Source organism: Flammeovirga sp. MY04 (assembly GCF_001682195.2).
GTDB classification, from domain to species: domain Bacteria; phylum Bacteroidota; class Bacteroidia; order Cytophagales; family Flammeovirgaceae; genus Flammeovirga; species Flammeovirga yaeyamensis.
In genome coordinates this window covers 1,065,542-1,086,639 of sequence record NZ_CP003560.2, presented here as the reverse complement: position 1 = coordinate 1,086,639, position 21,098 = coordinate 1,065,542, and the positions used below count along the sequence as shown (strand labels likewise).

At 35.2% G+C, this 21,098-nt stretch carries 19 protein-coding genes; 7 read left to right on the top strand and 12 right to left on the bottom strand.

All coding sequences use genetic code 11. From position 1 onward, the window contains the following. The 10 genes from MY04_RS04375 to MY04_RS04330 form a co-directional block, all read right to left on the bottom strand. Positions 1-3,759, bottom strand: a complete 3,759-nt coding sequence (locus MY04_RS04375) for an efflux RND transporter permease subunit (protein ID WP_066206879.1) — start codon at positions 3,757-3,759, stop codon at positions 1-3. Positions 3,760-3,885: 126 nt separating this feature from the next. Then, a complete protein-coding gene (locus MY04_RS04370) occupies positions 3,886-4,320 on the bottom strand; it encodes an HYC_CC_PP family protein (protein ID WP_158297562.1) in 435 nt (144 codons plus the stop codon). 126 nt (positions 4,321-4,446) lie between these two features. Next, positions 4,447-4,782 (bottom strand): four helix bundle protein, encoded by a 336-nt coding sequence (locus MY04_RS04365; RefSeq protein WP_066206874.1) that lies wholly within the window; start codon positions 4,780-4,782, stop codon positions 4,447-4,449. Positions 4,783-5,008: 226 nt separating this feature from the next. Then, the gene (gene mtaB, locus MY04_RS04360) at positions 5,009-6,328 is read right to left on the bottom strand and encodes a tRNA (N(6)-L-threonylcarbamoyladenosine(37)-C(2))-methylthiotransferase MtaB (protein ID WP_066206872.1); all 1,320 of its coding nucleotides are present in this window, start codon (positions 6,326-6,328) and stop codon (positions 5,009-5,011) included. Between the two features lie 93 nt (positions 6,329-6,421). Then, a complete protein-coding gene (locus MY04_RS04355) occupies positions 6,422-7,036 on the bottom strand; it encodes a GNAT family N-acetyltransferase (RefSeq protein ID WP_066206869.1) in 615 nt (204 codons plus the stop codon). A 4-nt stretch (positions 7,037-7,040) separates the two neighbouring features. Then, positions 7,041-7,190 carry a hypothetical protein gene (locus MY04_RS04350; RefSeq protein ID WP_169055520.1) on the bottom strand — a complete coding sequence of 50 codons (150 nt, stop codon included), beginning with the start codon at positions 7,188-7,190 and terminating at the stop codon, positions 7,041-7,043. Positions 7,191-7,228: 38 nt separating this feature from the next. Beyond that, entirely contained in the window at positions 7,229-7,420 is a 192-nt protein-coding gene (locus MY04_RS04345; RefSeq protein WP_066206867.1) for a hypothetical protein, read from the bottom strand. Further along, positions 7,395-8,366, bottom strand: coding sequence for a zinc-binding alcohol dehydrogenase family protein (locus tag MY04_RS04340; protein ID WP_236941096.1), 972 nt, complete (start codon positions 8,364-8,366; stop codon positions 7,395-7,397). Before MY04_RS04340 ends, MY04_RS04345 begins: the two co-directional genes overlap by 26 nt. A 43-nt stretch (positions 8,367-8,409) precedes the next feature. Further along, positions 8,410-8,967 carry an alpha/beta hydrolase gene (locus MY04_RS04335; protein WP_236941095.1) on the bottom strand — a complete coding sequence of 186 codons (558 nt, stop codon included), beginning with the start codon at positions 8,965-8,967 and terminating at the stop codon, positions 8,410-8,412. Positions 8,968-9,049: 82 nt separating this feature from the next. Beyond that, on the bottom strand, positions 9,050-9,652 hold the full coding sequence (locus MY04_RS04330; protein WP_066206865.1) for a hypothetical protein: 603 nt from the start codon (positions 9,650-9,652) through the stop codon (positions 9,050-9,052). A 282-nt stretch (positions 9,653-9,934) separates the two neighbouring features. Here MY04_RS04330 and MY04_RS04325 point away from each other — a divergent pair, with 282 nt between their 5' ends. Continuing rightward, the gene (locus tag MY04_RS04325) at positions 9,935-12,097 is read left to right on the top strand and encodes a hypothetical protein (RefSeq protein ID WP_066206864.1); all 2,163 of its coding nucleotides are present in this window, start codon (positions 9,935-9,937) and stop codon (positions 12,095-12,097) included. Here MY04_RS04325 and MY04_RS04320 read toward each other — a convergent pair. After that, positions 12,094-14,907, bottom strand: coding sequence for a caspase family protein (locus MY04_RS04320; RefSeq protein WP_158297561.1), 2,814 nt, complete (start codon positions 14,905-14,907; stop codon positions 12,094-12,096). The two genes, MY04_RS04325 and MY04_RS04320, sit on opposite strands and share 4 nt — an antisense overlap. Before the next feature lie 288 nt (positions 14,908-15,195). On the opposite strand from MY04_RS04320, the gene MY04_RS04315 reads away from it, so the two are divergent. From MY04_RS04315 to MY04_RS04290, 6 genes are all read left to right on the top strand, one after another. After that, entirely contained in the window at positions 15,196-16,113 is a 918-nt protein-coding gene (locus tag MY04_RS04315) for a YihY/virulence factor BrkB family protein (protein ID WP_066206856.1), read from the top strand. Beyond that, entirely contained in the window at positions 16,100-16,555 is a 456-nt protein-coding gene (locus tag MY04_RS04310) for a GNAT family N-acetyltransferase (RefSeq protein WP_066206854.1), read from the top strand. The genes MY04_RS04315 and MY04_RS04310 overlap by 14 nt, the downstream gene beginning before the upstream one ends. Before the next feature lie 149 nt (positions 16,556-16,704). Beyond that, positions 16,705-18,738 (top strand): putative porin, encoded by a 2,034-nt coding sequence (locus MY04_RS04305; protein ID WP_158297560.1) that lies wholly within the window; start codon positions 16,705-16,707, stop codon positions 18,736-18,738. 7 nt (positions 18,739-18,745) lie between these two features. Continuing rightward, on the top strand, positions 18,746-19,237 hold the full coding sequence (locus tag MY04_RS04300; RefSeq protein WP_066206850.1) for a hypothetical protein: 492 nt from the start codon (positions 18,746-18,748) through the stop codon (positions 19,235-19,237). A gap of 50 nt (positions 19,238-19,287) precedes the next feature. Beyond that, a complete protein-coding gene (locus MY04_RS04295) occupies positions 19,288-20,376 on the top strand; it encodes a hypothetical protein (RefSeq protein WP_066206847.1) in 1,089 nt (362 codons plus the stop codon). Then, positions 20,376-20,894, top strand: a complete 519-nt coding sequence (locus tag MY04_RS04290; protein WP_066206845.1) for an NUDIX hydrolase — start codon at positions 20,376-20,378, stop codon at positions 20,892-20,894. The genes MY04_RS04295 and MY04_RS04290 overlap by 1 nt, the downstream gene beginning before the upstream one ends. Here MY04_RS04290 and MY04_RS04285 read toward each other — a convergent pair. Next, entirely contained in the window at positions 20,889-21,086 is a 198-nt protein-coding gene (locus MY04_RS04285) for a hypothetical protein (RefSeq protein WP_066206842.1), read from the bottom strand. The genes MY04_RS04290 and MY04_RS04285 overlap by 6 nt on opposite strands. Between the last annotated feature and the right edge of the window lie 12 nt (positions 21,087-21,098).

Below are 21,098 nucleotides of genomic sequence, written 5' to 3'. Positions count from 1 at the left end.
TTATTTCTTTTTAAGTAATGCACTTTCTTTTACTGCACAGTACAATGTAGGTACCACAAATAAAGTCAATAAAGCTACCGTCATCCCCCCGAAACCAGGAATAGCCATTGGCTTCATGATATCTGCACCTCGACCTGTTGAAGTCAAGATTGGAATGAACGCCAATAAAGTAGTAGCGGTAGTCATCAAACTTGGTCGGATTCTTTTCATCCCTCCTTCAAGTACTGCTTGACGAATTCCTTTCACTGTATTAGGTGTATGCGAAGCAAACGATTGATCTAAATAAGTGGCGATCAACACGCCATCATCTGTTGCAATACCAAATAATGCGATAAAACCTACCCAAACGGCTACTGATAAATTGACTGTATCTACATTAAATAGATGTCTCATATTCGTCCCCAATAATGTAAAGTCCATGAAACCTGGTTTGCTGTAAAGCCACAACATCAAGAAGCCTCCACTAAATGCTACGGCAATTCCGGAGAATACCATGAGGGTTGTTTTTACCGATTTAAACTGAAGGTATAAGATGAAGAAGATCAGCATCAAACAGATGGGCATAACGATAGATAATCTCTTGGCTGCTCTTATTTGATTTTCATAGTTACCAGAGAATTTATAGCTCACTCCTTTTGGAACTACTAATGATCCATCATCAATTTTTGATTGAATATAATCTGTTGCTTGATCGACTACTTGAACTTCAGAGAACTCCGCTTTACGATCTAACAGAACATATCCGGTTAAGAACGTATCTTCTGATTTAATACTTTGAGGTCCTGCAACGTACTTGATTTCGGCCAATTCTTCTAGTGGCACCTGAATTCCCAAAGGCACATTCACTAAGAATTTCTTCAATACATCTGGATTGTCTCTATATTCTCTTGCGTATCTTAAACGAACCGGATAACGTTCTCTTCCCTCTACTGTATAAGTCAAAGGCATACCACCAATCACCATTTCCAAGGTCATTTGCATGTCCTTTACACTCATACCATATCGAGCTAATTTTTGACGATCTAACTCGATTTCCAAATAAGGTTTACCTACAATACGATCGGCGAAGACGGCTTCTTTCTTTACGGAAGGAACTTCCTTCAATATCTTTTCTAGCTGAATACCGAATCCTTCGATGGTTTTTAAATCAGGTCCAAATACTTTGATACCCATTGGTGCTCTCATCCCTGTTTGAGTCATGATCAAACGTGTTTGGATAGGCTGCAATTTAGGTGCAGACGTTAAACCAGGAAGATGAGTTGCTTTTACAATCTCCTGCCAAATGTCATCTGGTGATTTAATCTCGTCTCTCCATTGTCTGAAATATTTGCCATCAGGATCAAGTACTAATTCGCCTTTGTCATCTCTCACATATTTTCCTTCCTCATCCACTTTAAATCGAAGACGATTTCCATCTTCATCCACTTTATATTCCGATTTGTAATTGATGATGTTCTCATACATACTGATAGGTGCAGGATCTAAAGGCGATTCCGTTCTGCCTGATTTCCCCACAACAGATTCAATTTCTGGAATATTTTTGACAGCCATATCCATCAGTTGCAAGTTTCGTTTCGCTTCTGAAATACCTGCATTTGGCATTGTCGTAGGCATCAATAAGAAACTACCTTCAGATAAAGATGGCATAAATTCTGAACCAATTCCAGGGAAGGCTTTATTCATGTTTTGATAAGCTCTTGACTCTGTAAAATCGACTCCTATTTTATTTCCTAAAGTGGTGAAAGGTGAAAAGAGCTTGGCAAATCCAACCCATGCCGATACACCTGAGAACACTACTGCTAAAACAATGGAAAGGAAGGTTGTTTTGTTATCAAGACATTTGGCTAGAATTTTTGGATACAATTTGATGAACATTTGGAAACCTCCAAGAATGAGAATAATCAATCCGCCAACAAATAAGAAGTTCTTAAAATTGCTTTCTTCAGCACCTAAAGGCAACCAATCCATGGCTAATAAGTAAGCAATTACAACAGCCACAATGCCACTTCTAATTTTATCATAATATCCTTCCGGAATATATTTTTTAATAGGCTTTTCGAAAATGTTATAGGCACTGATCAATACCACGCCTAGACCTAAACTGACTTTAGAGAATATCATGATACCAATACCCAACACTAAGAATAAGTATTGACCGATATTTTTTCTACTTCCTTTACTCTCCGTTGATTTAAAGAAGTAATACGCAAAAGTTGGTAAGAAAATTAAGGCCACTACCACTGAAGCACATAAGGCAAATGTTTTTGTATAAGCCAAAGGTGAAAATAATTTTCCTTCTGATGCTTGTAATGTAAATACAGGAATAAAACTGACAACTGTTGTGGCCACTGCTGTAACAATCGCTCCTGAAACCTCTTCAGTAGCATCATAAATGACATCTACTAATTTTCGGCCACCCCTACGATCCAAGTGTTTTATCAAGTTCTCCGACATGACTATACCAATATCGACCATGGTACCTATGGCAATCGCTATACCACTCAAGGAAACAATATTTGCTACAATTCCCATGTATTTCATCACGATGAATACCATGAGTACAGCAATTGGCAATAAGCTTGAGATCAACATGGATGCTCTCAAGTTCCACACCATAATGAGTACTACAATTACAGTGATTAAGATCTCTTGGATTAATGCCTCGTTTAGTGTTCCTAATGTTTCTTTGATCAAAGTTGATCGATCATAAAAAGGAACTATAGTTAATTTACTTACTGTACCATCGGGTAATACTTTTTGAGGCATACCTGATTGAATGTCTTGTATTTTAGCTTTGACATTGTCGACTACCAACATTGGATTGGCTCCAAAACGAGCGGTCACTACACCACCTACTGCCTCGGCTCCTTCTTTATCCAAAATACCTCGTCGAACGGCTGGTCCTTCTACCACTTTAGCCACATCTTTGATACGAATCGGCACATTTTCGTTGACCTTAATAACCGCCTCTTCTAAATCAGATAGATTTTTGATATAGCCAATACCTCGTACAAAATATTCCGCATTATTGACTTCAATTGTTCTTGCTCCAACATCTAAATTGGAATTTCTTACAGAGTTCATTACTTGCTGAAGCGTGACATTGTAGGCTTTTAAAGCATTTGGATCAACATCAATTTGATATTCTTTGACGAATCCGCCTACAGAAGCTACTTCCGAAACTCCATCCGCTGACATTAAAGCATATTTCACTAAGAAATCTTGAGTGGAACGTAATTCATCCAAATCCCATCCTCCTGTTGGATTTCCTTCTGGATCTCTTCCTTCTAAAGTGTACCAATAGACTTGGCCAACTGCAGTCGCATCAGGTCCTAATGTAGGTTGAACACCATCGGGTAAAGTGCCTGGAGGCAGGCTATTGATCTTTTCTAAAATTCTTGTTCGACCAAAGTAAAACTCTGTTTCATCATCAAATATGATATTGATGGTAGAAAAACCGAACATAGAATTAGAGCGAATACTTTTCACTCCTGGAATACCCAATAATGAAGTCGTTAAAGGGTAGGTAATTTGGTCTTCGATATCCTGAGGAGAACGACCTGACCATTTCGTAAATACGATTTGTTGATTATCACCAATATCAGGAATAGCATCAACTGATACAGGGTTATAAGGTATATATTCGTTGATTTTTGATTTAAAAGGACTGTGCATCAATCCCCAAAAAACTACTAAAATCAACGCCGCAACTGTCACTACTCTGTTGTAGAGAAAGAAACGAACTATTTTATTAATCATTGTGAGTGTTGTGTTTTAGGTACTTTAAATACGAAAAAATATGTCGTACGAAAAAGCATCAATAATTTAATAAATAAATTATAGACTCAGAAAGTCTTCATCCAAAATATTGGATCAACCTAAAACTTAAACACGAAAGACCTCAAATGACACATTTAGAGGTATATTGGAATATATGGGGGGAGTTTTTTCCTCAACAGAAGCTATACTTTTAGTACTACCTACCAAAAATTTCAATGCTTCCGGAAGAACAAATTGATACGCAGATTGCCAAAAGTTTCTCACAACTTCCTTATAAGTCACTAAAGGAATTTTCACCACATCAATAATATGGTCAAAATGATCAGTCACTTTTAGATGTTCCTTATTTTGTTCGCAACATCCCTTCTTGTCAACACCTTTTTGATCTGCTTCATGATTCATCTTGTTACAACATGCATGCGTTTCCGTCATGCTCACCTCTTTCAACAACCCCTTGCAATAATGGGTGTTAACCACTACTCCTATTGTGCCTAGAAGCAATAATGTGGAAAAGATGATATGTTGGATAGATGATTTCATTACTTAAAGGTTATTATTTTTTTGGAAAAGGCAAATTTGATTTAGATATTTTAACGAATGAGGTAGTAGGTAGTAGGTAGTAGGTAGCAGGTAGCAGGTAGCAGGTAGCAGGTAGCAGGTAGCAATTTAATTTTTGAGTTTCTTAGTTGCACTAATTAACATTTTTATTAATTCTTTTATATCATTTTCTAGACTAGAAAATTGTGTATTATCGATATATTCACCTTTCTCCAATAAAATTAACCAATAATGTGTTTCGTTTGCTTCTTTTAGGGAGATCGAAAGTTTATGCAAGAAATCATTTCTGCTTTCTGCATATCTTGACTCTGCTATATTAGCACCTATGGATGTTCCAGATCTGAAAATTTGTTTAGCAATGATATACTCCTTTTTGTTATCACACAAAAACTTATATAGATTGATTATTCTAGTAGCGAAAATAATAGATTTTTCTTGTAGCATTTTAAAATATGAATCGTTAAAAAATATACATAAAACTACAAATCACCCACTTAAATCCAAACCATCAAACCTAAAAAAGTCATCAATCAAATAAAATATTTTCAACGATCCCCAAACACCTGCTACCTGCTACCTGCTACCTGCTACCTGCTACCTAAAATAATACTCTATCAAAAAAGGTCAGCTAATCCATATTAACTGACCTCTCCTACTACCAAAAAAGCATTTAGTGTTTCTCATAAACCACCTCAGGCTCCTTAATCTCCACCACATTTGCGTCGTTTACTTGAACCAGCTCAACGTGTTTTAATTCGTTAACTAATGCTGGATCGTACTTCGCTTCTACTCTAACGTAGTTTTCTGTGAAGCCAAACATTTTACCTTCTTCGATATCGTGTTCGAAAAGCACTGTGCGTTTTGTACCTAATTGAGTTTCGTAAAATGCTCTTTTCTTCTTATCTGAAAGGATACGAAGCATTTTCGAACGTTTTGCTCTTTCTGACTTTTGTACGATTCCATCCATATGAACAGCGTCTGTATTTGGTCTTTCTGAGTAAGTAAAAACGTGAAGGTAAGCAACGTCTAATTCATTTAGGAAATTATATGTATCTAAGAAATCTTCTTCCGTTTCTCCAGGGAAACCGATGATAACATCAACACCGATGCAGGCATCTGGCATTTGTTTTCTGATTTCAGTAATTCTTGATTGGTATAAATCTGTTCTGTAACGTCTTCTCATTAATTCCAACATCTTATCAGAACCTGATTGTAATGGAATATGGAAGTGAGGAACAAATTTATCAGATTGAGTACAGAACTCAATAATCTCTTCGTCCAATAAGTTTGGTTCGATAGAAGAAATACGATAACGTTCGATACCTTCTACTTTATCCAACTCTTTTAATAAATCGATCAGTCTTTCTTGGCGTTTTCCATCAATGATACCAAAGTCACCAATGTTTACACCAGTTAGTACTACTTCTTTTACATCTGATGCTGCAATCTCTTTTGCATTTTCGATGATATCAGCAATACGTGCACTTCTTGATTTACCTCTTGCTAATGGAATTGTACAGAACGAACATTTATAATTACAGCCATCCTGAACTTTTAAGAACGTCCTTGTTCTATCGTTCATCGAATAGCCTGAAACGAATTCTTTAGTTTCTTTGATTTCTTTGGCTAAAACAGTGGGTTCTTCTGTTTTCACAAATCCATCCAATAGATCTAGCAAACGGAACTTCTCAGCAGCACCTAAAACGGCATCAACTCCCTCAAGTTCAGAGATTTCTTTGGGCTTCAATTGTGCGTAACATCCAATAATCGCAACGTATGAATTCGGTGAGATTTTTTTGGCTTCACGAACAATTTTCTGACACTTTTTGTCTGCATTGTCAGTGACAGAACAAGTGTTGATTATATATATATCTGGAGTATCTGAGAACTCCACTTTTTTATATCCTCTTTCCTCAAATTGACGACCGATCGTACTTGTCTCAGAGAAATTTAATTTACAACCAAGTGTATAAAAGGCTACTTTTCTCATTACTGATTGATTATTAATCACTTTTGAAAATTCAAAAGGAGTACAAAAGTAAGGAGAATGTTATTGATTTGAAAATATTCGTTGCAACGTATGTTAATTTTGTTCGTCAGTTTTTTCTAAACTTAGTAAATCAAAATACATCATTCTTGTATTTAAATTCTTATTCAAAGCTAGATTCATGTATTCCTTTTCTTGTAATTCCGTTGAAAATAAAAATAGAAAACCGTTTTTGAGATAATATGAAATAGCATTTTCTTGATTATATGCGTCTACTACTAAAAACCTACAACCAGTTTTATTTGTTGGATCAAGAAACCACGCTTTAATAAAATCCATTAATTGGGTCCCTATTCCTTTACCAATAAATTCTTTTGAAACTCCCAACCTACCAATTAAGACAGCCGGGTAACTCTTTTTCTGTTTCTGACGAGATATATTTTTGTTTACTTTTTTCTTTCTACTATTTGGAAGGTCTTCTGCCTTTAAACTATCATTTGAAACAGTAAACATACATACTATGTTACTTTTGTCAGTATCTAATACAAAAACATAAGTTTTACCCAAAAGGTCCTTTGAATATTTAACGGCATCATTAATAAAAAAATCATTCAAATCATCATTATTACAATCGAATGCTGTAGTGTCAAGTTTATTGAAATTTTTTGTTAGTGAACCGAAAGAGCAGTTTTTGAGAAGATCGAGGTACATTAATTTAAATTGTTTTCTTTAAAATTTTTCGGGCTTTTTCAACCTCCTTAGAAAAGTCTTTTTTGGGGTTATTTTCTACCTCTTTCACTTTTTCTATAAATCGTTTTGCATTATCTCCTTTTAAAACAGGAGTTGACTTTATTTCTGTTGCCATTATTGAATCATTATTATTTATACAAATATAGTTGATTTTTAATTAATTACATTTACTTTTTCCACCCACATCATAAAGTCTTCAACAACTTCAGCCCATTTTCCTTCTTTATAATTTAATTTTCCAGCATCATCTAATGGAAAATAATTAGGGTCTAATACTAAATGTCTTTTTAAAGTGAGTTTTTTTCTTTGAAGGAAAATATCAAATAACCACCACCAATTTGCCATTCCCTTTTGCATCCTCCATGTATTGATGTGCTTCTGGAACTTGATGCAGTTGATAGACTTTATCAATATTGAGATCAATTTTACCATCTGCAACATCATCAATAAAATCTTGTAAAAGATTTTTTGATAAATCAACAGCATCACCCATATATGCAGTTAATCTACCTGTAGATGGAATATCACCCATAGGCGTAAAATCTTTCATCGTCCATTCATTCCCTAAAATTCCTGTCATACAAACAATGCCTCTTTTTGAAATACATTGAAGAGAATCTTTTAAAGTGACTGTTCCTACAAGTTCTAAAACTTTATTTACACCTTCAGGGAATAATTTTCTCACATCGGCCGATAATTCTCCCGAATCTATGATTACATGATCTGCTCCATTTTTTATTAAGGCTTCTTTTTTAATAGGATTTCTTGTGGTGGATATTACGATTAATCCTTTTGCTTTTGCTAACTGACAAGACAACATACCAATTGAAGATGTGCCTCCGCGAATAAGTAATGTCTCTCCCGCTTTTATTTCTAATGCCTCATGTAATGATCCAGAAACAGTTTGAAACATTTCCGGAATAGCTCCTAATATTTCCCAAGGTAAATCACTTTTAAATGGAAACACAATTTCTATGGGCACCAAAGTGTATTCTGCATAACCACCATCATAAAATCGACCCATATCTCCCATAATTGCAGCTACTTGCTGACCTTTTTTGTATGTGTTTGAAATATCTTCAGCAACAACTCCAACGCATTCTATGCCTTGTATTCTAGGAAATTCAACGCCTGGAGAATGACCTAATCTTGTGTACATTTCAGATCGATTCAGTCCAAATGCTTTCACTTGAATCAAAACCCAGCCTTCTTTGGATTTTGGAATAGCTAATTCTTTAATTTCAATTACTGTGGGATCTCCTACTTTTGTGGTTACTGCGGCTTTCATCATTTTTGGGTATTTTATATGTAATAAAATTTAGTGAAAATTAATTCTAGTTTGAAATAAGCTCATCTAATTTATTATTTATAATTGAACTAATTTCATTTGCTCGATCCACTATCATAAAATGATGCCCACCCTCAATTAACACATCACATTCTCTAGCGGGCAAAATCAAATCCTTACTTCCATAAATTCTAAGTTTATTTGATGATAATCGTTGTTCATTCTTCCAATGTATTAAAGCATTTACTGCCCATTGGGTAAATGATGGATCAGAATCCTTCAAAATATCTTTTAAAACTTTATGCTTAGTACCGAATAGTTTGGATGCTATTAAAAAGGGCATACGAAATAATTGGTGTGGTAAGATTTCTAAAAATCTTGTCCTTCCAACAATTCGATACAAAAGGGGTAATTCTAGACTAATTTCAATTGTTGATAGTAAAATCGTTAATTTCGGATGAAGCACTTTGGCAATTTCTGTTGCTACAACTCCTCCAAAACTCACACCAATAAGGATAAAATCTTCCCTAGTATTTATCTTTTCCGATAACCGTAGAGCATAATGTTGAAGAGATTCATTTTTTTGAGGGGTAATCCAATCCAAATGTATTAATTCCACTTTCAGTGTAAGGAAATCATATACTCTCCGATCCGCACCTAATCCAGAAATACAATACGCCTTCATCTTACAAACCATTTTCTGCAAACAATTCCCTTATCAACCACTTAGAAGCTGATTCAATCTGCGTTACCGTTCGATTATTATGATAATACGATTTACTTATCAACCCTGAGTGAAACTCCTCTACAGTAATTTCTCGCTCCATGGAATGAAGTTCCCCTTCTCTTTGTATTAAAAGCTCATCATAAATGTAAAAATCAGCAGGTTCGTTAGTGAGGTTTACAGAGGATATATCTTGATAAAAGACCAAACGATTGTTTTTATAAATCCATCGCATTACCTGATTGCTATTAGACCCACAATCCGTTTGACTTTCTACAACACTCCAAGCATCATTTTTCTTTTTATAGACCTTTACTTCACAATCCCCTTCATTAAAATTGTTTTGCTTTGGTTCAACATTTTCATCAAACTGAATGGACAAAACGATGCTATCGAAAACGGGCGATAAATACGAATGTAGGGTAGCACTATCCAAATAAACGGCCGCTTCTAAAGCTTGGTCGGCTGCATTATTTTCTATTTGATAGAATTCAGCTTTTTGAGCAGATTTACTGCACCCAAAATAGAATATTGATAGTAATAGTAAGACGGAAGAGTAACGCATAGTTGAGGCTTAGTTTATCATTAGATTTCTTGATAAAAATTACTGATTATCAATAAATACGTTACAATATAAATCAATAATTTGATAAAATATATAATTTGGTTGGATCAAAAAGTGATATAAGGCGACTGCAATAAATAATTTTAACTATCTGATAACCGAAATAGTACCTCAAAAGGAAATAAAAAACATTATATTTAAAATGTCATTCAATTATATTTGTTTGATCTGATATCTCTTGAATTGAAATCACCTAAAAAGAGATAAACTTTAATAGATAATATGAAACCTAGCTTGCGTTTATTTTTTTTATTATTCTTTCTAATTTGCTCACAATCTGAGGACCTTTTTGCTCAGAAAGCTTCGCATTTTATTGAAGACATTGATATTGTTTCTGACACTACAGTTTCATCTCTGTCTGTTCATGGAATTCATGATAAAAGGCGAAGAGGTGAAGTCACATTACCTTTCTATTTTGAAGATATTGAGCAGGTATTTGAGGTAAGGGTGTATCTAAAACACGAGGATCAGATTACCGATTTAAAACTCATTCATGCCAACGATTTTAAAGTAATTGAAGAACCGCTTGCTGTAGGTGATAATGTATATCGTTTTAAGCTTCAATTTGTCGAAACTAATAAAAACGCTAAACCTTCTTTTGTCTTTAACTTATGGACTATAGACGGACAAGAAGTCACTTACGAACAAAAGCTTCTTCCCTACACCAACACAATTGTCGAAATCGCAGATAAAAAACCTGATGTTGAACGTGAGTTGTATATTGGTGAGGAAAAAGAATACGAGATTCTAAGTAACAGAGAAGAAAATCTTAGAGTAGATAATATTTGGCACGAACAAGCGGATCTATCTTGGCGTCTGTTCCAAAGAGAGAACAAAATATTTATTAGTGTATTACCAAAGTTCGTCAAGTCTTTTTCTACTGAAATAGTATTTGAAACGTTGATTCCAAATCTTATCGAAGGACGAAAAAGGTACGAAACCATGCCTTTAGAGCTTAAATTTAACGTAAAGGCACCTCGATTAACCTACTTAGCAACTGATAAAAACGAGATTGTTTATGAAGGGGCACAATCGAATGAGGAAGGGATAGAACTTCAGATTCAACAGAACCGAAAACTTCAATTAGAAAAAACATACCGAATAGAAAATCAAGAAGAAAAGGGCGGACACCTTGTGGCTGAGTTATTTACCAAAAGAAACATGAGTAATAATAAAACGCTGTGTCTGATTCGAGTGTACGATTACCACAATCTTCAAGATGGCTATTTATACATTAAAGATGGTGATGATGCCAAATTCATTACCAACTTCAATATCATTTCAAAAAATATTATTGAGTCTATTCAGTTACTTCGACCTGGAAGAAACTGGACGGGCGACCTTTCTGTTTATCCTGGGGAAACTGTTTCCCTTAAATTCCAAGGTAAACAAATGCAACACGCCCGATACCTATTCGAAGGTTTAAGTAATAGAAATATTGACTCGGTGAACACCCGAATGGAGGTACAAACCATGCAAATCTCTGTTCCTCTAAACATTAATCAGAAGGAACTAAAGATTTATAATGGAGATGAATACACAGGACACTCCATCAAAATTAAAGAGAAGCAATCGCCTAAAAATTTCGATTTTGTCACGATCGACTGTGGTAACGGTCCTAAAATTGTAAGCCAAATCGAAAAACCTATTTTCTACCCTAAAGCCATTACTGATGTCATCTTAAAGTTCAATACAGATGAAATTGATGGACTCCAACTATATGGTAAGCAGTACATCACCCTAGATGTTCGTGTCATTGGCCCACAAGGTCAGCTTATCGAATTAGCAAGGGATGATAATATCGTGATTTGTCCTGGCGAAACCTCTCCACGACACTTTAACTATGAAAAAAATAACTGTTCGGATCCTTTAATCACCTTAAATAAATATTTAGGAATTAAGACACACCGTTTTGAGGATTGGACGAAGTTGGAGATCTATATCTCACATCAAAAAGATAAATACAGCGAGCAGATTTACACTAAAAAGATCGAAATCTATGCTTCTAGGAAATCACAATTTGATATCGACCTTTCTTTCCCTGCCGGTCTATTGGTAAAGAAAGCCAACGAAGACGATATCTCTTCTGGTATTAGTGGTATTAGTATTTCAGCTATCGCTCAGTTTAAATTCTTTAAGCCAGGCACTATCGGCCGTGTTCGTCCGTATCGTTTTGGTGTTGGATCTATTGCCTTAAACGCCTTCAACTTATCAGATAACGAAGATATTGATCGTGACTTGGGTATTGTGGCATTAGGTTCCGTCCACCCCCTTCAAAGGCCAGGACGTAAACTCTCCTTACCTCTTTATATTGGTTTCGGTTATTTCCTAAAAGCAGATACTTTCTTCTGGATGGTCGGTCCTGGAATTAGTGTTAGTTTCTAGTTTGATTTTAAATTTCCAATCAAAATATTCGGGGCTGCTGTTGGTATAACGATGATCGGATGCTGTTGGTCTTCCGATCTTTCCTGTACTTGATCACAGACAAACTGTGCTAATTCCTTAAGAGATATAAAATGATCTCCAGTGTTGTCTGCCAACCCTTTTCCTAGTCCTTCTAAGAGTACTTCTACAAAAAGACTATGGCCGTTGTTTTCGTCATTCAATGGAACCTCCCCCATATTATTTGATGCAAAAACCGAAATATTATTTTTATCAGAAGATAATTGTCTTACTTCTTCTACAAGTTGTGTAGCTTTTAGCTGTGAACCTAAATCTCTACCTTTTTGTACATCAAAAAATACGATTACTTGACTTGGTAACTGTGCTATTGATTCTTCTAACTCTGCCCATTTTAAAGCAGAAGTTGAAAAGGTATTCAAATTCACATCATATGGCGTTAAATGAAGTTGATTTTTATATTCTAATCCATGAGTAGAAATATAAATCACAGTCATATCTTTCGACGTCACCTCTGTTTTTAAATCATTGATCGATTGAAGAATGTTTTCTTTAGTCGCGTCACTATTAGTCAGTCTTTTCAACTTGACCTCATTAAATAACTCCCCTCTTTGCTGACCTAAAAAAGCATCGGCTAGCGACATCGCATCTTTATCGGCATATTTTAAATTCAAAGCATTGTTGGAAAATTCAGAGATACCTATACTCACCACATGAATATCTTTTTTGTCTTTTACAGATGTTTGTTTTAAAAGATCATCTAAAGAGTAACTATCGTTGACATCCTCAGTACTTACGTGTCGAGGATTCGTTAAATAACTAATTTCCTTATTTTCTATAAAAAGCTGAATACTACCAAAATGAAAAGGCACATTGATTTTCTGATCAATTTTATAGGTATATACTCCTTCCTCTAAAGATTCATCAATTTGTATTTGTGGATATGGCCTAGCATTTAACATTAATCGCAAGCTAGATAATGGTAATTTAGATCGAACAGTTGCAGTCACTTGTACCGCATCATCTATAATTTCATCTTCTGATAATGGAGAAGCCCATTCTACCTTTGGTTTTATTTCAGCTATGTCAATAGGTTGATGATTTGAAATGTTGGCCTCTTTAAATCCACCCGATTGGTAAATCTTTTTTAGAATTTGAAGTCGATGAAATCTATTTGATAAAGAACTCAACTTATTGAATTCACCTAAAACACCAAAACCATGACTGACTAGAAAACCGACATATTGTTCCCCTCCAGCAGAAGCCTCATAATAACCTTTAGGCGACCAAATGATCCAATCGTTGTTATCAGAAATATATGCTGATACAAGGTGTTCCCCTGTCGCTAAATTCCAAATGTGATAAGTAAAATCTGCACTCTTACCCATCAGGTATTTATTATTGTTCAAATAATACAACTCATCCACAGTACCTAAACAGCCCATCAATTCGAGCTGTTCCTCCCCCAGTAAATCATATAATTTTAAAGAAGATTTAGTACTGATTACAATTTGTGAGGGCAGCTTTCCAAAAGTCACAATTTCATCATCAGCATCAATTCGTACATCATTATACTGAATAGTGTATTCATCTTTTAATGATAGATTATCTTTCTCAATTGTCGTTCCTGATGCCGTATTTTTTGCATTTAAATCCACCTTCATTCCCTCAAAATCAATCATCATACGTTGATTTCCCTTAGATAGGTAGACTTCACTTCCACTCACAGTAACATCATGAAATGACTTAGTATCACTTTTAAATGTTCTTACAATTTTATTTTTAGAAATATCCCAAATATTAATCTCAGGATGATCTCCTATAGCGGTAAGGATATAATTTTTAGAAAGATTGGCAAATTGAGCAGAACTTACTATTCCTTTTTTATTGTCGAGTGATTTATGTTTTACCCACGCCTCCGTATCGTACAATACTATATTTCCTTTAGAATCCGTAACTAATAACAACTCATCGTTATCAGAAAAATCCAAGCTAGTGATAAAACCTTCTGTATCTGTTAGAGAAGCGACTTCTGTTCCGTTGGTATTCCATACATATACACGACCATGATCGTCTCCGGCAACTACAAATTTATTGTCAACAGAAATTTCTACATTGGTAAATCGATCGGAAGTCTCCCACACTTTCATTAAAGCAGCACTTTTCATCCCAACAGACATAGAATACATTCTTACTGTACCATCAAAAGATGAGGTCACCAATCGAGATCCATCTTCCGATAAATCGATATTATAGACCAAATCAGTATGTTCTTCTATAGAAAGTTCTTCATAGGGTTCTTCTTCAAAAACTTCATTTTCTAAAAAAGGAATGTACCACACTCTCACTGTATTATCAGCTCCAGCGGAAACAAGATATTCTCCATCAGAAGAAAATTGAAGGTCTGAAACTGAGCTTTCGTGTCCTAATAAAGAGGCAATTTGTTCTCCGGTAGTCAGATTGATAATACTAATTTCGTGATCCTTCAGCTCCCCTGCCACAGCAATTAGTTTATTATCAGGCGATAAAGTTAAAGCTCCATAACCTCCATCGACTCCTTGTGACATATTACCCCAAAAAGTATGTGAAATGCTAGAGGAAGGAACATCCCACACCCTCATTGTTCTATCTTCCGATACGGAATAGATTTTTTGATTATTACTCGAAAAAACCACTTTCCTAATTATCTGAGAATGCCCTTGCGGGTCCATTACCACATGTTGTGATTTATCTTGACCAATAACTGAATGGAATAATAAAACAAAGAGACAAATGGAATAAAAAGAAATCTTCATTTCGAATTTTCTAGAGCTTAAAAAGTTTCTACCGTTATTCACTCAATATAGTATATATCGTTCAAAAACATATATCTATTGAGGATTGATATGCAAAATAAAATTATTCTTTATCATTTTTTTATTTAAATCGTATTTTTGCATTACATAACCAGAGATTGAGGAGTATTTATCTAAAATCTCAATGAAATACTTTTGATTCTCCACCTTGTTGGAATAATTGAAATTATCATTTTTTGGTGAGTATAAAATTGCCTTTAGATTCATTTTTTAATCTTAAATAATCAATTGATCCGTCAAAAATTAGAACAATATTACGTAGGACATGTGATCCTCAAGGCCTTTCGTTTAATTACTGCCGCTTGGAAAGAATTTAATCTTGACCATGCCTATATCTATGGTGCATCACTTGCCTACTATACCATTATTTCATTGCCTGCCGCTCTAAACCTCTTGTTTACTTGGCTTACCGCATTTTTTGATGAAGATGAAATCAAAGAAGACATGATCGAAGAGATCGCTTTGGTAACGGGTGATGTGGTAGCTATCGAATTAGAAGGGATGATCAATAGCTTAACCGCCTTACAAATTGATTCTACCATTTCGACATCAATTAGTATAGGCACTTTGATATTTACTTCTACTTTATCATTTCACACCTTAAAGGTGGCTTTGAATAAGTTTTGGAAAGTACCCTTTCATAAACAAAAGTTCAAACAATTGGTCATGGACCGACTCATCGCTTTTAGCATGGTGCTAGTCATGGGTGGCTTGTTTTTACTTTTAGTTTTTATTGATTCTGCAATTAGTGTGTTATCAGAGTTTTTAAAAGAATGGCTGACGACAAAAACCGTTGATTTTATATACGGTATCCGTCAGACGTTTACACTTTTGATATCCGTTTTACTCTTTACGAGTATCTATAAATTTATTCCTGATGTGACGATTAAATGGAGAGATGCATTTATCGGTGCAGTGGTGACGACAATTTTATTTCAATTGGGTCAGTTTGGTATTCGCTATTACCTTACGCACATACAAGCCAATTCTCATTGGGGAGCCGGCTCACCGATTATTGTCGTTATGGCTTGGACTTTTTATTCTGTACAAGTTATGTTTTACGGTGCCGAATTTACCTATGTGTACTCTCAAGAATATGGAAAAGGAATAGAATCTAATGTAATTACAGAAAATGAACAAGTATAATATTATTGTTGCCGACGAGCGATATGTGGAAACAATTGCTCAGTTCCAAGTGGATATGGCATGGGAAACTGAAAGCTATAAATTAGATTTTTCTACCGTAAAAAGAGGTGTTCAGCATATCTTTGACAACCAAAACATCGGAAGGTATGTCTTAGTAATGGACGGAGACAAATGCGTCGCTTCTATGCTTAATCTTTACGAATGGTCCGATTGGCGTTGCGGCAATGTGTTATGGATCCACTCTCTTTATGTAATTGAAGGATATCGTAGAAAAGGAATCTTTAGAATGATGTACGAACATGTGAAAAAAGAAGTCGATGCTTCTTCAGAACTTATGGGTCTACGCTTGTATGTTGAAAAAGATAACAAAAGAGCACAGGATACTTATAAGGCGATGGGCATGACAAAAGAACACTATGATATGTACGAATGGTTAAAATAAATCACAACAATTATCATTTTAACTAGATATCTGCTAAAGTCTCCTCATTTTAGTATAACTTTGAATAAGAATTGTGTTCGATGAAAAATATCTATCACCGAACTCAGATAAATAATAACAATTATATTTTTTCTAAGAAGCAATCGATCTTGAAAAGAATAGTCTATATACTTTTATCTTTTATACTTCTATCTCATCTCTCCTACGCACAAAATGATGATCAAGATAAGGAAGTAGATGCTGTTGAAGGTCAGGAACCCAACAAAGATGGGGTAACTCTTGAGCAAGATAGTTCATGGTTAAAGGGACCTCAAACCACTTGGTACCTTACCAAAGATGATTTCTATAAAATTCATTTTGAAGAACATGTAATGGACTCTTCTTATACCCATTTACATCGATACGATGTACATGGACAAAAAGGTTATGTGCATCAAACTCTTGGAAATAATGCAAGTGCGTTAAGATCGTATTGGGACCAACCGGTAAACCACCTAAGACAATCGATGGGTATTACAGCATTCGATCCTTATGCTTTAGATTTAGATACTTGGCAATATTACAATGCCTATGTACCTGTAACCGATTTTAACGGGGTAGTTGGACAAGATAACCGTGGTAAAATTGGTGGACAAATTGGTAGAAATATCGACCCTTACTGGGCAGCAGGGTTGTATTTCCAAAGACACTCTGAGCCCTATATTATAGGCAGAGATAAGGTAAGTAACTCCTATAACGGACAAGTACACACAGCTTTTGGATTAAATACACGTTATGAATCCGAAGACAACAAGTATAAATTGATGGCCAGTTTCTATCAATATTTTCATGAAGGCCCCGAATCTGGAGGTCTTGCCATGAAACAGTTAGTCACGGCAGATCAAACACCAGACGACTTATTTGCATTGGGTCGAGGTCAGTTAACCAACTACTTCCCTGATGGTGTCAGTTCTTTTAAATGGTATACAAATTATCAATTGTATCATCAGTATGCTTTGGTCGATAGTGCAAGGTTACAGGTATTCCACGAGTTCAACCGTAATCAGTATCGTTACAGCTATGCGAACTCAGAATCAACCATATCTACCAATCGTTTGTATTATGATCAGTTTAATGATCATACCTATAACTATGTTACTTCATTAGACAATAATGCAGGATTTCAGCCCGGATATCAACCACCTGTAGACACCAACTATGATTATGGAAGTAAACCATTGGTAGGTTATAAACAAGAATATATAGACAATAAAGCAGGTGTAAAGAGTAGATTAGGACCTACCTTTTGGTCAGGATATATACAACACCGTTTCTATCGCTATCAACAACAAAATTCTGACGACTACACTCCGATCCCCATGGATCAACAGTTATTTTTGGGTGGAGACGTGGAATTATTGTTACCCAATAAGTTAGGTGCATTAACAGGACATGCGGAGTATGATGTATTGAAAGGTAATATTTTTAATATTGATGCTGAAGTAAAAAGTAAATATCTAAATGCTGGTTTCGTTTTACAGAACACCTTAGCACCAATGTTTGCTCAACAATTTGCAAGTGTATTTATGTCGTGGCAAAATGATATGAACCCAATTGCAAGACAACAAATTCATATTGCTCCTCAGTTACCGCTTGGTGAGAAAGGTAATTTCCAAGTATTTGGCGAGCTGAATAATATAGGAAATTATATTTATTATGATAAATATGCCCGCCCTGTTCAGCTATCTGATAATATCACCTACTCTCGTTATGGAACAAAATTTAAATTAAGACTTGGGCCAATACAACAAATTGCTCAGGCTGTTTATACTGTAAATAATAATCAGGAAGTGATGCCAACTCCTGACGTTTTCTTTACTTATGAACTTTCCTATTTCAAGGAGTTTAAAAATGGTATGATGAGTTTGTATACAGGTTTTGACACCCGATATATTGCAAGTTATTATGGCTATGCTTTTAATCCTGTGACTCAGCAATTCCATGTTCAAAATGATTATAAAACCGAAGGTAATTTCAATCTCGATTTCTTTGTTAATTTTAAAATGAGGAGATGTATGGCCTTCATTCGTCTAAGTGACTTAATGAATTTAGCAGATGCACGTAGCGGATACTGGGCTACTCCCGGTTATATGGGACCTGGCTTCGGGTTTTCGTACGGTGTAAGATGGCTAATGTTTGAATAAAAAATATATGAGAAACCTAGTTCTAACAATACTTTTCCTAACAACTCTAGGAACTTCAGTACAAGCACAAAAATTTATCGCTGTGGACAATTACGGTAGAAACCGTATGAAAATCTATGAAGGCGATCAGATTAAATTCAAAATGAAGGGTGAAAAAGCGGTATATACGGATGAGGTATATGCATTAACAGATTCTTCGTTTTATCTTTCAAAAACAGGTACAGAAGTTCCATTAAGCGAACTTTCTGAGATAAGAAGAGCCCGTGTCCTTCCTAGAGTAATCTTCGGTGGTAGTGTATTTATTGGCTCTGGCTTCTTAATATCCAGTGCAATCAATAGAGATGAAGAAACTACTAAAGCAAAAGATATACAAGTTTTCCAAGGGTTAGCCTTTTATGGTTTAGCCGCAGCAATGTACCCTTTCTTTTGGAAGAAATATCGTCTAGGTAGAAATTCCCAAGCACAGATATTGGATGTAACAATTAGAAAAAAGCCTTGATAGTTAACAAAAACATTAGTAAGTTAGGTTAAAACTTACCAACCCCTTATATGCATAAATTGACTATCGCTTGGAGCATTACCCTATTATTAATAGCTCAAATATCCTTAGCAGAAAAAAAAATAGACTTAAGTTTTATGACTGAAGTCTCAGGTTTTCGTCTATTAGAAATTGCAGAGGATTCATCGACCATCGAAAAATTAAAAGAAGTTGAAGCCGAGCTTTATATTGGATTAATCGATTTCTCCAAAGAAAGAACTAAGGCCTTACAAATCTTCAAAGAGAAAGGCATTGAGTGTCATGCTTGGCTTTTATTAAATAAAGGCGAAGGATACTTCCCTAATGCACATAATGCTGAAGCCTACATCAAACGATTTAACGAGTTTATTAGTTGGTCACAGAAAAATGGTTTCCAATGGAATTCTTTATGTATCAGTTTGGCTCCTTACACCACGGATCAGAGAATTGTTGATCATGGCTACATCTCTATTTCTAAGGTATTTTTAAAGCGGATGATTAGTGGGTCTATTCAAAGTCAGGGTGACATTGAATACGGTAAACTTAGATCTTTAGCAAAAAAAAATAATCTTAAAACAGTAAATATTGTCTCTCCTTATATGGTGGATGGTAGAGAAGTAAATGTAGATACTTGGAAGCAAATTACGGGTACTTTCGACATACTTCATGATGAAGAGTATATTGAAATCTTTAATCACTACACTCCTTCTACGATTCTTACTTTGGCACAATTGAAGTCCTATCAAAGTGGATTTAAAAATATTGTGGTAGGTTCTGCGAATGAGAAAAAACCCTTAAGTAAAGAGGAAAACCCTAGACCTCTTCAATGGAAAGAGTTAACACAATACATTACTTTATTAAGGCAATACGATAAATCTATTATTATTTATGGTCTAGATGGTGCTGTAAAAGGAGATATCCTCAATAACTTATCACAACACCTTACAGACGATAAATTACCTAACTTAAAAGCAGCAGAAGAAGAGATCATCAAAGAAAGAGAGAATACACAAGTGGTATTATCAATCCTATCCCACACCGGATATCTATTGTTCTTTGGTCTATTCTGCTTCCTAACGTTCTTTATCGCTACGATAAGAACACTTAAACTCATTTTTTAATGCACCTGAAAGAAAGCATCTCCTATTGCCCAAAATGTGGTAAAAAGGAATTTATATTTGATAAAAAACGATTCGTCTGTAACAGTTGTCACTTTGACTTATACATCAATGCCTCGGCTGCTGTTGCTGCCCTTATTCTAAACGATAAAAATGAGTTACTCCTTACCCGAAGAAAATTTGATCCACATCAAGGCACTTTAGACCTTCCAGGAGGCTTTGTAGATATCCATGAAAAAGGAGAAGATGCCCTCAAAAGGGAAATCAAAGAAGAACTAAATTTAGAAATCACCGAAATGAACTATTTCGGTTCCTTCCCTAATACCTATACTTTTAGAGGCAACGACTACTATACTTTAGACTTGGCTTTTATCTGTAGAGTAGAATCCTTCGAACCAATGCAGGCCAATGACGATGTAAGTGCTATTGAGTTTATTCCTTTGGATAAGGTGAATGTGGATGAGATTGGTTTGAGTTCTATTAAGGTGATTTTGGGGAGTTATTTGGGGGAGGTATTATAGATTAAACCCCACCCTAAACACCCAAGGGTCGTCTTGAATAGGATTGTTTTCTTCTTGATACACAAAGGTGTACAACAGCTGAAAGCTTACCCCAAAGAAATCGCCAAATTGAAAGGTATATCCTGTACCTGTTCGGAGGGAGGGATACCAATGTCTTTTGTATTCGGGCTGTTCGGGGTCGGATGCGTTCATGCTTTCTATTTC